General features: G+C 49.2%; 13 protein-coding genes. 12 read left to right on the forward strand and 1 reads right to left on the reverse strand.

The annotated features are described in order from the left end of the window. Window positions 1–7: 7 nt before the first annotated feature. Genes hemA through kdsA form a run of 6 tightly spaced genes read left to right on the forward strand, consistent with a single transcriptional unit; the run spans window position 8 to window position 6120 of the window. On the forward strand, window positions 8–1273 hold the full coding sequence (gene hemA, locus OIK42_RS07295; RefSeq protein WP_273639487.1) for a glutamyl-tRNA reductase: 1266 nt from the start codon (window positions 8–10) through the stop codon (window positions 1271–1273). Window positions 1274–1297: 24 nt separating this feature from the next. After that, window positions 1298–2383: a peptide chain release factor 1 gene (gene prfA, locus OIK42_RS07300; protein WP_273639488.1), complete on the forward strand. Its 1086-nt coding sequence runs from the start codon at window positions 1298–1300 to the stop codon at window positions 2381–2383. Window positions 2384–2409: 26 nt separating this feature from the next. Then, window positions 2410–3249 carry a peptide chain release factor N(5)-glutamine methyltransferase gene (gene prmC, locus OIK42_RS07305; protein WP_273639489.1) on the forward strand — a complete coding sequence of 280 codons (840 nt, stop codon included), beginning with the start codon at window positions 2410–2412 and terminating at the stop codon, window positions 3247–3249. Between the two features lie 53 nt (window positions 3250–3302). Then, on the forward strand, window positions 3303–4862 hold the full coding sequence (locus tag OIK42_RS07310) for a response regulator (RefSeq protein ID WP_273639490.1): 1560 nt from the start codon (window positions 3303–3305) through the stop codon (window positions 4860–4862). Window positions 4863–4877: 15 nt separating this feature from the next. Then, entirely contained in the window at window positions 4878–5252 is a 375-nt protein-coding gene (locus tag OIK42_RS07315; protein ID WP_273639491.1) for a SirB2 family protein, read from the forward strand. A gap of 16 nt (window positions 5253–5268) precedes the next feature. Then, window positions 5269–6120: a 3-deoxy-8-phosphooctulonate synthase gene (kdsA, locus tag OIK42_RS07320; RefSeq protein ID WP_273639492.1), complete on the forward strand. Its 852-nt coding sequence runs from the start codon at window positions 5269–5271 to the stop codon at window positions 6118–6120. Between the two features lie 86 nt (window positions 6121–6206). On the opposite strand, the gene OIK42_RS07325 is transcribed toward kdsA, so the two are convergent. Then, window positions 6207–6482 carry a hypothetical protein gene (locus tag OIK42_RS07325; protein ID WP_273639493.1) on the reverse strand — a complete coding sequence of 92 codons (276 nt, stop codon included), beginning with the start codon at window positions 6480–6482 and terminating at the stop codon, window positions 6207–6209. A gap of 218 nt (window positions 6483–6700) precedes the next feature. Here OIK42_RS07325 and OIK42_RS07330 point away from each other — a divergent pair, with 218 nt between their 5' ends. The 6 genes from OIK42_RS07330 to OIK42_RS07355 all read left to right on the forward strand — a co-directional run bounded on the left by OIK42_RS07330 (window position 6701) and on the right by OIK42_RS07355 (window position 13224). Next, entirely contained in the window at window positions 6701–7600 is a 900-nt protein-coding gene (locus OIK42_RS07330) for a transcriptional regulator GcvA (protein WP_273639494.1), read from the forward strand. 1 nt (window position 7601) lies between these two features. Further along, window positions 7602–8231, forward strand: coding sequence for an alpha/beta family hydrolase (locus tag OIK42_RS07335; protein WP_374211864.1), 630 nt, complete (start codon window positions 7602–7604; stop codon window positions 8229–8231). Between the two features lie 16 nt (window positions 8232–8247). Then, the gene (locus OIK42_RS07340; RefSeq protein ID WP_273639496.1) at window positions 8248–8625 is read left to right on the forward strand and encodes a DUF423 domain-containing protein; all 378 of its coding nucleotides are present in this window, start codon (window positions 8248–8250) and stop codon (window positions 8623–8625) included. Between the two features lie 137 nt (window positions 8626–8762). After that, window positions 8763–9842 carry a 23S rRNA (cytidine(2498)-2'-O)-methyltransferase RlmM gene (gene rlmM, locus OIK42_RS07345; RefSeq protein ID WP_273639497.1) on the forward strand — a complete coding sequence of 360 codons (1080 nt, stop codon included), beginning with the start codon at window positions 8763–8765 and terminating at the stop codon, window positions 9840–9842. Window positions 9843–9995: 153 nt separating this feature from the next. Beyond that, the gene (gene fusA, locus OIK42_RS07350) at window positions 9996–12083 is read left to right on the forward strand and encodes an elongation factor G (protein WP_273639498.1); all 2088 of its coding nucleotides are present in this window, start codon (window positions 9996–9998) and stop codon (window positions 12081–12083) included. Window positions 12084–12255: 172 nt separating this feature from the next. After that, complete coding sequence (locus OIK42_RS07355; protein ID WP_273639499.1) at window positions 12256–13224, forward strand: Kelch repeat-containing protein; 969 nt, start codon at window positions 12256–12258, stop codon at window positions 13222–13224. Window positions 13225–13289: the final 65 nt, after the last annotated feature.

Here is a 13289-nt window from a genome sequence, read left to right on the forward strand (position 1 = left end):
GAAACTCATGACCCTTATTGCCCTCGGAATTAACCACAAAACTGCACCGGTTGAGTTGCGCGAAAAAGTTGCGTTCACCCCGGATTCGCTGGTTGAGGCATTGTCGTCATTGAAAAACCTCAGTGGTATCGATGAATCGGTTATCGTTTCTACCTGTAATCGCACCGAAGTTTACGTGTCGGCAGAGACAAATTGCGCAGAGCAGCTTATAGAGTGGCTGGCGCATTTTCACGGCGTGGATGCCCGCGAACTCAGTGCCAACGCCTACATTTATGAGCAATCAGCGGCCATCGAACACGTCATGCGCGTGGCCAGCGGGCTCGATTCATTAGTGCTTGGTGAACCGCAAATCCTCGGGCAAATAAAGCAGGCGTTCAATAATGCCAGGCATTCCGGCATGGTCAGCACGCAGTTTGATAAATTATTTCAACATACCTTTGCAGTGGCCAAACGGGTTCGCAGTGAAACCGATATCGGCGCCAACGCGGTGTCCGTGGCGTTTGCCGCTGTACAACTGGCTAAACATATCTTTGCCCGGCTACCGGAGCGTTCGGTTTTGCTGGTGGGCGCGGGCGAAACTATCGAACTGGTAGCCCAACATTTAAAAGAGCAGGGAGTAGCACGCCTGGCGGTGGCGAATCGCACGCGCGCCCGGGCCGAAACACTGGCGGGTAATTTAGGCGCCGAAGTGATGACCTTAAGTCAATTACCCGAAACGCTGCATAAATTTGATATTGTGATCAGCTCTACCGCCAGTCAACTGCCGTTGATTGGCAAGGGGATGGTCGAAAATGCCCTCAAGCAGCGCCGAAACTTGCCTATGTTTATGGTTGATTTGGCGGTGCCCCGGGATATCGAGGCGCAGGTCAATGAATTAGGAGATGCCTATCTCTACACAGTGGATGATTTGCAACACATTGTGCAGCAAAATATGGCCTCCAGAGAACAAGCTGCCGAAGAAGCTGTTAAAATAATTGAGCAGCAGGTGATAAGCTACCTGCAGTGGCAACAGTCAAGAAAAACAGTCGATCTGGTGAAAGAGTATCGTGACCGCGGTAATCAGCAACGCCAGGAACTGGTTGAGCGAGCCCTCAAGCAATTACAAGAAGGCAGAGATGCCGAAGATGTTGTGCAGGAACTGGGCTATAAATTAACCAATAGTCTGCTGCATGCACCAACCCGGGCACTGCGTGATGCGTCAACGCAAGTTGATCAGCATACCACCAAATGGTTGAGCCGGGTGCTGGAACTGGATAACGACGCGTCCAGCTAATTAATAATTTGAATCAGGAAAAGTATGAAAGAATCCGTTGTCATTAAGTTGGAAAATCTGGTTGAACGATTTGCCGAGGTGCAGGCGCTGCTAAGCGATCCCGGCGTAATTGGTGATCAGGATAAATTTCGCGGGTTGTCAAAAGAGTTTAGTCAGTTAGAAGACGTGGTAGCAGGATTCAACGCCTACAAACAGGCCGAAGTGAATTTAGCCTCAGCCGAGGAAATGCTCGAAGAAGACGATGCTGAAATGCGCGAGATGGCACAGGAAGAAATAAAAGCGGCCAAAGCAGAAATTGAACGCCTGGAGTCGGATTTGCAGGTCTTACTGTTGCCCCGGGATCCCAATGACGATCGCAACTGCTTTTTGGAAGTGCGCGCCGGTGCCGGTGGTGACGAAGCGGCTATTTTTGCCGGTGATTTATACCGTATGTACAGTCGCTACGCAGAAACCCAGGGGTGGCGTGTTGAGTTAATCAGTGCCAACGAAGGTGAGCACGGTGGCTTTAAAGAGGTTATCGCCAATATCACCGGAGTCGGCGCTTATGGCGTGATGAAGTTCGAATCCGGCGGACACCGCGTTCAACGCGTGCCAGAAACCGAATCGCAGGGGCGGGTGCACACTTCAGCCTGTACGGTGGCTGTACTGCCAGAGATCCCCGAATCTGAAGCCATTGAAATCAATCCGGCTGAGTTGCGAATCGATACGTTCCGGGCCTCAGGCGCCGGTGGTCAGCACGTCAATAAAACCGATTCAGCGATTCGTATTACCCATTTGCCTTCGGGTTTGGTTGTTGAATGTCAGGACGAGCGCTCTCAGCATAAAAACCGCGCCAAGGCGATGTCGGTATTACAGGCACGTTTAAACCAGATTGAAGAAGAAAAACGCGCGGCAGAAGAAGCATCTACTCGTCGCAATCTGGTGGGCAGTGGCGACCGTTCTGAACGTATCCGAACCTATAATTTTCCGCAGGGCAGGGTTACCGATCACCGTATCAACTTAACCCTGTACCGCCTCGACGAGGTCATGGAGGGTAGCCTGGGAGTGTTACTTGAGCCTATTCGTCAGGAGCACCAGGCGGATCTGCTGGCTTCACTGGCTGACGACTAGCAGTGAACCCTGCTGATTCAGGCTGCATGACCATCGCTCAGGCCAGAGCCTGGGCGATAGAGAAGCTAAAGGAAGGGGAGTCACCGTCTGTTGATAGTCGTGTACTGTTATGCCACGTACTGCAATGCGATCAAAGTTACCTCTTTACCTGGCCGGAGAAACGCCTCACAGCACCACAACAACGCGAGTTGACTGAGCTTACCTACAAACGTCAGCAGGGCTATCCGGTTGCCTATTTGGTTGGTACGAGATCGTTCTGGACCCTGCAATTGCAGGTTAATGAAAGCACCCTGATCCCGCGGCCCGAGACCGAGTTGCTGGTTGAAACTGCCCTGGCACTACCACTGACCGACAATGCCAATGTGTGCGATTTGGGCACCGGTACAGGCGCGATTGCTCTGGCTCTGGCTAGTGAAAAGCCAGGCTGGTCTGTGACCGGCGTTGATCGGGTTGCCGAGGCGCTTTCCCTGGCGGCGCAAAATGCGCAGCTAAATGGCGATTTACCGGTAACCTGGCAACTCAGTAACTGGTTTTCCGGGCTTTCTGACACCAGACCATTCGATTTAATTGTGACTAATCCTCCCTACGTTGAAGACAATAGCGAATATCTGGCTCAGGGCGACGTGCGGTTTGAACCCAAATCTGCCCTCACTGCGGGCGCCGATGGCCTCACGGATATACGTATTATAGTGCAGCAAGCGGCTGATTTTCTGGCCAACGATGGCTGGTTAGTGATAGAACATGGTTTTGCTCAGCATGCGGCGATAGCCGCGTTACTGACCCAACGTGGCTTTGCTGATTGTCGGGGCGTCATCGATCTCAATGGCCATTTACGAATAACACTGGCAAAGTGGCAAAAACCGTAGCTTCTACATAAACTTAAGGAGTAAGAGATGTCTAACAGGATGGGACACGTGAAATGAATGACGACGAGTTTTTATTTGCCGCTGACGATGACGCTCAGGTTGAAGAAGAAATAGGCTATTGGAAGGTATTAATAGTCGACGATGAGCCTGAGGTACATGCCATAACCAGGCTGGCGCTGAATGATTTTAAACTGAATGACAAAGCCCTCACATTCATTAGCGCGTACGACGGCGAGGAAGCCAAACGACTGCTGCGGGAAAACAAAGATATCGCGGTAGTGTTGCTTGACGTGGTTATGGAAACTGACGACGCAGGCTTAATGGTCGCGCAGTATATCCGCAATGAGTTGGACAATCACTTTACGCGCATTATTTTGCGCACCGGCCAACCGGGACAAGCGCCCGAAAAAGACGTTATTATTAACTACGACATCAATGATTATAAATCTAAAACCGAGTTAACCGCGCAAAAGTTATTTACGGTAATTATTGCCGCGTTGCGCTCTTATCGCGATATTATGGTGATCGAAGAAGCCCGCGCCGGCCTGGAGAAAATCATTGATGCCTCGGCCGATTTATTTACGACCCACTCGCTGGAGCATTTTTTGCGGGGGCTTATTCAACAGTTGGCCTCCGTTTTAGGTGGCGCGAAGAACTCAGCTTACATTACCTCAGCAGTGGCAATGCCAAAAATGGCCAATGAATCCAACAATGATATGTATATCTTTGCCGGTAATGGCGAGTATGCAGGCAAAGAAGGTAACCGGCTTAAAGATGCGCTCAGCAATTTTGAGTACGAGTTGTGTTTGCAGGCATTGAAACAGCAAAAAGTGGTTTATGCCGGTGAGTATCTCGTAGCCTTCTGTCGCAGTAACCATCAGCATAATTCCTTGTTGTATCTGACCGGGTTGCCGCGTACCGTGAATGATACCGATAAAAGGTTGATTCAAAAGTTTACCGAGAATGTCCAGGTAGCCTTTGACAACCTCATCAACAACAAAGAAATGAACGACACCCACAACGAGATTGTGCAGCGCTTAGGGCGGATTCTGGATACGCGTGAAACCGACGCAAACCATAATAAGCGACTTGTGGCTATGTCGGCCCATTTTGCCGACCTGCTCAATATGAGTGAGCTAAGTAAACAGCAGTTTTTAACAGCTGTGCCGTTACACAATATTGGCAATTCTAATGTGCCGCTGTCGGTGCTGAATAAACAATCGGCATTAACCGATGACGAGTTTCATCAAATCCAAATGCACGCCGAATTTGGCTATCAAATTTTGAAAGGCTCAGAGCGCTCGGCGATTCGCCTGGCGGCAACGTTGGCTCGCCATCATCATGAACGATGGGATGGCAAAGGCTACCCTGATGGTTTAGCGGGTGAAAAGATCAGTCTGGAGAGCCGCATTATGGCAATCCTGGATACCTTTGACGCGCTCTACAATGCACGCAGCTATAAACCTGCCTGGCCAATGGATAAAGTAATCAGCACGCTCACTGAAACCGCAGGGCATCAGCTTGATCCCAATTTAACCGCGTTGTTTTTGGACAACATAGCGGAATTTGAAGCAATCCAACAACGCTATCCCGGTAGCAATAATAATGAATAACGGAGTACCACAAGTATGTATATGATGGCCAAGCACCTCCACCTGACAGCAGTCGCTTTGAGTATTCTGCTGTTTTTAATTCGCTTCCTGTATGGTCAGGTTAATCCGCAGTTTTTACAGCGAAAATGGGTTAAGATCGTGCCCCACGTCATCGACACCTTTTTACTGGCAAGTGCCGCCTGGTTGTGTGTGATTTTAGCGCAATACCCGCTGGTAAATGCCTGGCTTACGGTCAAAGTACTGGGGGTTATCGGATACATTTTAATGGGCCTGCTTGCGCTTAAATGGGCACAAACCAAAACGATGCGTTGGATAGGCTTTACAGGGGCATTATTATGCCTGGCGGTAACGGCAAAAGTCGCCGTGACCAAAGACGTCTTTTTCTTATAAGCGGAACCATATTTCTATGAGTCAAATTACCGAAGTTACGGTGGGAAGTATCCCGGTTGCTAACGATAAGCCATTTGTTTTATTCGGTGGCATGAATGTGCTGGAGTCTCGTGACCTGGCGATGAAAATTGCTGAGCATTACGTTGAAGTATGCGGCAAATTAAACATTCCTTATGTATTTAAAGCCTCTTTTGATAAGGCAAACCGTTCATCGGTGCACTCCTATCGTGGGCCCGGCATGGATGAAGGACTTAAAATTTTTGAAGAAATTAAATCAACCTTTAACGTGCCGTTGATTACTGATGTGCATGAACCTTATCAGGCAGCGCCGGTTGCCGAGGTTGTGGATGTCATTCAACTGCCGGCGTTTCTGGCTCGTCAGACTGATCTTGTTGTTGCCATGGCCGCAACCGGCGCGGTGATTAACGTTAAGAAACCACAATTTTTAGCGCCTCATGAGATGCGTCACATTATTACCAAATTCGCTGAGGCGGGGAATCAAAACGTGATACTTTGCGAGCGCGGTACCAGCTTTGGTTACAACAATCTGGTGGTTGACATGTTGGGTATGGATGCCATGAAAGCGTATGCGCCGGTCATTTTTGATGCCACTCATGCGTTGCAAATGCCGGGTGGCCGCGCTTCGTCAGCGGACGGTCGTCGTGCACAAGCTGCACAATTGGCCAGAAGTGGTATGGCGTTAGGACTTGCCGGGCTGTTTATAGAGGCACACCCGAATCCGGATGAAGCAAAATGTGATGGGCCCTGTGCGTTACCGTTATCTAAATTGCAAGGCTATCTGGAACAGATGAAAGCGTTGGATGATTTGGTCAAGGAATTTGCGCCGTTAGATACCAGTGCGCAGTAGTTGAAGATCGTAGGCAGGGTAAACAAGACTTGAAATATTGTGCTGACGGGTGTCAGCACAATATTATCAAGGTGTGATATCGGGTATTATTCTGCGCGCGGAGAACGCTCCTGATTAGTGCGCAGTCTGTCTTCCCGAACCAGTAGTACAGTGTCAACCGCGTTTGGTGTTTGCAGGTTGCTGTTCGCTTGTTCACGAATACTGGTTGAAACATCGATAACAGGTTGTTCAAGCAAAATTTCAAGTGGCATAACCATTGTATTAACAGGCTTTAATTGCAGTGCTTGTGTTTCAGTTGCCATTGTTTGACCGGCCCAGCTCAATGCAATCAAGCCAGCGATAAGAGTAAGTTGTTTTTTCATATTCACACCTAATTTAAATTATGTTTAAAATGTATCTTTAATGTTAAATATTAACAAAATCCATCATTGTTAACCTTTTGGGCTAAAAAGAGATTTTTATAATATAGTGTGAATAATAAACAGTGTTGCTGGTCTTGAGAAATGAAAAAAATTATCGTTTACGGATTAGAAAATCTAATGTATTTGTTATGTGATTGTTACAATGGGTTGAGCGCATAATGCAACGGCGTTTACCACCTCTCAACGCGCTCAAGGCCTTTGAGGCTGCGGCTCGTCACTTGAGCTTCACTCGTGCAGCCGATGAATTATTTGTTACTCAGGCTGCGGTGAGCCATCAAATTAAAGCATTAGAAGATTTCTTATCCATAAAACTATTCATTCGGCGCAACCGCACCTTGCTGTTAACCGAAGAGGGACAGGCTTATTTTCTGGAACTCAAGGATATTTTTAAAAGCTTGCTGGATGCCACAGAGCGGCTGCTGGCGCGGGGCAGCAAAGGGGCGATTACCGTGGCGACGCCGCCAAGTTTTGCCAGTCAGTGGCTGGTGCCCAGAATTAGCCAGTTCAGCCAGCTATTTCCTGACATTGACGTGCGTCTCAAGGCGATTGACTTTGATGAAGGGTTTCTTACCGATGATATTGATGTCGCTATTTATTATGGCCGTGGCCGCTGGAATGGTATCCAGGCAGACAAACTGCATACTGAGTTTTTAACGCCTTTGTGCTCGCCGATGCTGTTTAAAGGTAGCAAGCCGCTCAAAACGCTGACCGACCTGAAGCATCACATATTGTTACACGACTCCAGTCGGGCAATCTGGAAGATGTGGCTCAATCATTTCAAAGTGCACGGGGTTAACGTGAATCAGGGGCCGGTATTTAGCCACTCAATGATGGTTAATCAGGCGGCCGCATTAGGGCAGGGGATCGCCCTGGGCAATTCAGTACTGGCCAAACCCGAATTAGACGCCGGGCGCCTGATTATGCCTTTCGAAGAAAAGCTGGAAAGTCGTGATGCCTACTATCTGGTTTATCACGAAGGACAAGGTGACAGCGGTAAAATTGCCGCGTTTCGGGAATGGGTGATTAATCTGGTAGAGGAGGAGCAGGCGCTTGTCTGATTTGATCTATGATCTGCCTGGCGAAGATAGCAATGCCGTGGCGACGGTGATTTTAGCCCATGGCGCTGGTGCCGGGGCGGAATCTGAATTTATGGCAAGTATGGCGCAGTTATTGGCGCAACAGAACATTAACGTGGTTCGGTTTAATTTTGCGTATATGCAAACGGTGCTGGCTACTGGCAAGCGCCGGCCGCCTGATCGCATGCCGCGATTGCTTGAGTGTTTTAACGCCGTCATTGCCCGGGTGACGCAGCAATGGCCCACACTACCGTTGTTTGTGGGCGGCAAAAGTATGGGCGGTAGAGTGGCGACCATGTTGCTCGACGACTCACCGGCCCGGGGAGGCATAGCGCTGGGCTATCCTTTTCACCCGCCGGGCAAACCTGATAAGTTACGTACAGAACATCTCGAAAGCTTGCAAAAACCCCTGCTGATAGTTCAGGGGGAGCGGGATACCTTTGGAACGCAGAAGGAGGTGCGCGGTTATTCGTTGTCTTCTGCTATCGACACACAGTTTTTGGCAGACGGTGACCATAGCTTTAAACCTCGCAAGGCAAGTGGTTACAGTCAGCAACAACACATTGCGGCCGCGGCCAGACACTGTCAGCGATTTATTGCGGCACACCTTTAACCGGTTGGGAAACAAGATGAACATTCAGTTAGTGATTGGCGCATTGCTGGCGTTGTCAGGAGTGATGTTAGGGGCCTTCGGCGCCCATGGCTTGAAAAGTATGCTCGACAGTGCCGCGTTAAATACCTTTGAAATTGGCGTGCGTTACCAGTTGTATCATGGCCTGGCGATACTGATGCTGGCCGGACTCACTCAGTATGCCAGTTTGCCCTGGTGTATTCGGGCCGCGTATTTCTTTATTATTGGCAGCGCGCTGTTTAGCGGTAGCTTGTATTTACTGGTACTTACCGGTCACAAGTGGCTGGGGCCGGTTACGCCTCTGGGTGGTTTATGTTTAATGCTCGGCTGGCTGTGCGTGTTGGTGGCTTTGGTAAAAGGCAAAGCGCCATACTGAATGCCGGCATATAGCCGCTTAGCAACACAACGTTTAAAGCGCCTCGCACGAGGCCAGTTTTTGGCGAGGACCAAACAGCATGAAATTTTATTCACAACCGGCTCAGCCGGTAACTCCCCCCTTTACGGACTAGATGAATGACCAGCAACAGTATATTAGCTTATTGCCGGCCCGGCTATGAGGTCGATACCGGTAACGAGTTAACCCGCCTTACCGCCGCCCGGGGCTGCTACGGCTACCCATTAATGAAGGCGGGTGAAGCCTTTGTAACTTATCAGTTTCAGGCGCCCGCAGCGGCGCAGGAGTTTATTGGTCAAACTGCTGTGGATGATACCGTTTTCGCACGACAGCTGTTTGCCGTAATCGGTAAAATAACCATTGAGGATACCGCCGATCGCATTGGTCCGGTACTGGCTTTGCTTGATGAACAACCGCCACCGCGCTGCGGTACGCTGATGGTTGAGTATCCGGACACCGAGGACGGTAAAACCCTTGCCAAGCTGTGTCGCAAGTTTGCTGTGCCGCTGCGTCAGGCTCTCAGGGGGAAAGGCTGGTTAACTGCCAAAGAGCAGCTTAATTTACCCGCATTGCATGTATTTTTTGTGGCCGGTGATTGCTGCTATGTGGGGATTAGCCAGCCGCGTCAGCGCAGTCCCTTTGCCAACGGTATTTGCCGCTTAAAATTTCCGCCTAAGGCGCCGAGCCGCTCCACGCTAAAACTGGAGGAGGCGTTGCTCACCATGCTCAGCGAGCAGGAGCGCAACGAAATATGCCGACCGGGCGCTCGTGCGGTGGACCTGGGCGCCTGTCCGGGCGGATGGACTTACCAACTGGTGATCCGCGAAATGCACGTTGAAGCGGTGGATAACGGAAAAATGGACGCTGATTTGATGGCCACAGGGCTGGTAGATTATCGCGCTGAAGACGGATTTAAATACCGCCCGCAGCTGGGCCACGTTGAATTGTTAGTGTGCGATATGATTGAGCAGCCCGACCGGGTAGCTGAACTGATGGCTGCCTGGCTGGTGAAGCAGTGGGCAACTCACGCTATTTTCAATTTAAAGTTGCCGATGAAACGCCGATGTGAGACCGTATACGCCGCAATTCAGGCGGTTGAAGCAAAATTAGCCTCTGCTAACATTAAGGCAACTATCAAAACACGGCATCTCTACCACAATAGAGACGAAGTGACAGTTGCGGTGCTTCGCAAAAGCTGAGCGTTTAAACCTTTTAAATCAATATTTTGTGTAAAAACGGCCAGGTTTTCGCTGGATAAGTTTTAGTCTTTTTTCAGAAAGGACTATAAATCCAGTATGGAAATCCTATATAATCGCGCCGTTTTTTTACTCTGAATCAATGAAAGTGAACTAATGGCAGACTTATCTCATTACAGAAACATTGGTATTTTCGCCCACGTAGACGCGGGTAAAACTACCACTACAGAACGTATTTTGAAACTTACCGGTAAAATCCATAAAACTGGTGAGGTACACGACGGTGAGTCAACGACTGACTTTATGGAACAAGAAGCAGAGCGTGGTATTACTATCCAGTCTGCGGCAACGACTTGTTTCTGGAAAGATCACCGCATGAACATCATCGATACTCCAGGACACGTTGACTTCACTGTTGAAGTTTATCGTTCACTGAAAGTATTAGATGGTGGTGTCGGCGTATTTTGTGGTTCAGGTGGTGTTGAGCCACAGTCTGAAACTAACTGGCGTTATGCTAACGAATCAGAAGTTGCACGTGTTATCTTCGTTAACAAACTGGACCGTATGGGTGCAGACTTCTACCGTGTTGTTGGTCAGGTTAAGAAAGTACTGGCGGCTAACCCGCTGGTTATGACGCTGCCTATCGGTATCGAAGATGAGTTCTGCGGCGTAGTAGACGTACTGGAACAAAAAGCTTACATCTGGGACGATTCTGGCCTGCCAGAAAACTACGAAGTGGTTGATATCCCGGAAGACATGAAAGAAAAAGCCGCAGAATACCGCGAAATGCTGGTAGAAACCGCTGTTGAGCAAGACGACGATCTGATGATGGCTTACATGGACGGCGAAGAGCCTTCTATTGAAGACCTCAAGCGTTGTATCCGTAAAGGTACTCGCGATCTGACGTTCTTCCCAACGTTCTGTGGTTCTGCATTTAAGAACAAAGGTATTCAGCTGGTTCTGGACGCCGTTATTGATTATCTGCCTTCTCCGACAGAAGTTGACCCACAGGATCTGACTGATCCTGAAACTGGTGAGCCTACTGGCGAAGTTGCAACAGTATCTACTGACGAGCCATTCCGTGCATTAGCGTTTAAAATCATGGATGACCGTTTCGGTGCCCTGACCTTTATCCGCGTTTACTCTGGTGTACTGAACAAGGGTGACACCATCCTTAACTCAGCAACCGGTAAAACCGAGCGTATCGGTCGGATGGTTGAGATGCACGCCGATGAGCGTACAGAACTGACATCTGCTCACGCCGGTGACATTCTGGCCATCGTTGGTATGAAGAACGTACAGACTGGTCACACCCTGTGTGATCCTAAGCACGAGTGTACACTTGAGCCGATGATCTTCCCTGAGCCGGTAATCTCGATTGCGGTTAAGCCAAAAGACAAAGGCGCTAACGAGAAGATGTCTATTGCGATCGGTAAACTGGTTGCTGAAGATCCATCGTTCCAGGTTGAAACTGATGAAGATTCTGGCGAAACCATCCTGAAAGGTATGGGTGAGCTGCACTTAGACATCAAAGTAGACATTCTGAAGCGTACTTACGGCGTTGAGCTGGAAGTAGGTCAGCCACAGGTTGCTTACCGTGAAACTATCACTACTCCGGTAGAAGACAGCTACACGCACAAGAAACAGTCTGGTGGTTCTGGTCAGTTCGGTAAGATTGATTACCGTATCAAGCCAGGTGAGCAAAACTCAGGCTTTACGTTCACGTCTTCTGTTGTTGGTGGTAACGTACCTAAAGAATTCTTCCCAGCCATCGAAAAAGGCTTTAAGTCTATGATGGGTCAGGGTGTTCTGGCTGGTTATCCGGTACTGGACGTTGAAGTTGAACTGTTTGACGGTGGTTTCCACGCCGTTGACTCATCAGCAATCGCGTTCGAAATTGCAGCGAAAGGTGCATTCCGTCAGTCTATCCCTAAAGCAGGCCCTCAGCTTCTTGAGCCAATCATGAAAGTTGACGTGTTCAGCCCGGAAGACAACGTTGGTGACGTAATCGGTGACCTTAACCGTCGTCGTGGTATGATCAAAGATCAGGAAGCCGGTGCAACAGGTGTTCGCATTAAAGCTGACGTTCCACTGTCAGAAATGTTTGGCTACATTGGTCACTTGCGTACGATTACTTCAGGTCGTGGTCAGTTCTCTATGGAATTCAGCCACTACTCATCATGTCCGCAAAACGTTGCTGACAAGGTAATCGAAGAAGCGAAAGCGCGTAAAGCAGCCAAGTAATTCGAAACAGCTGAAAAAGTAATAAAATAAAAACCCGCCCTCCGGCGGGTTTTTTGTTGTAAGCTGCTCCAGCGTTCGATGATGGTTAACCCGGATGTTAGCGCTGGTGGAATTAACGGCGTACTTACCGGCAATTTCAGCCGGATATGTAGGAACCTATAAGGATATTAACATGCAAGCATACCCCCAACTTCTGCGACGATTCTCTTTCATACTGCTATTCGTAGCGGCCATATCCGGTTGCAGTGCCATACCCGAGCCAACACCAGAGGGCACATCCTTCACCATGACAACCGGGCGCTACGGTCACGCTACGGTGACTGACGGTAAATCGTTATTTGTGTTAGGTGGCAGCACTGATAAGGGGTTATCTGGTGATATCGAGATAATCAATCCGCAGAGTTCTACATCTGAATTACTCAAGGATAAAATCATACCCCGACGCTACTTTAGCGCAGTATGGGATGGTGAGGAGTCTATCTATATCATTGGCGGCATCAGTGCTCATGAAGGACGTCCTTATTTGCAAACCGCCGTTGAGGTATTCAACGTTCGCACACACGAAGTAAAACTAACCCAGGCGCATGACAGAGCAACGCGCGGGAATACGGCTGTATTGGCCGACAACAAAATTTATGTTTTCGGTGGCGAAACCGCCGGCAAAAAACTCAGAAACGCGCTGTTATATGTGCCCTGGGTGAGTGTTTTTGATACGAATACCCAAACCTGGGCGGCATTACCTGATATGCCGGTTGCTTTGTCAACGCGCGCTGCGGCATATAACGGCGATATTTATATCACGGGCGGTTTCGATGGCAGACGTCAGTACCGCGATTTTTATAAATTCGATCTGTCATCAATGAACTGGAGTGCAATGCCAGACATGCCTGTAGCAACCAGTGCCCACTCTGTGGTTGCAACGAAGGATGGGTTATATACGTTTGGTGACTATGATCAACTGGATCAGGTGCTTTACTTTGATTTTGCCCGTGCAACATGGTTAAACGCTGCGCTTCCTTTTAAGCCGAGCAGGCATAATGCCAGTGCGGCAATTGTCGATAAGATATTCGTTACCGGTGGCAATGTTCGCTCCCGTGATTCACACCTCAACGCAGTACAGGTATTTACACCACAGCGCTAATATCGTGATTATTGCGGTGGCATTCACCTGCCGCCGTAAACGAGATCCATTAACCTCGCGTAAAA

Source organism: Alteromonas gilva (assembly GCF_028595265.1).
GTDB classification, from domain to species: domain Bacteria; phylum Pseudomonadota; class Gammaproteobacteria; order Enterobacterales; family Alteromonadaceae; genus Alteromonas; species Alteromonas gilva.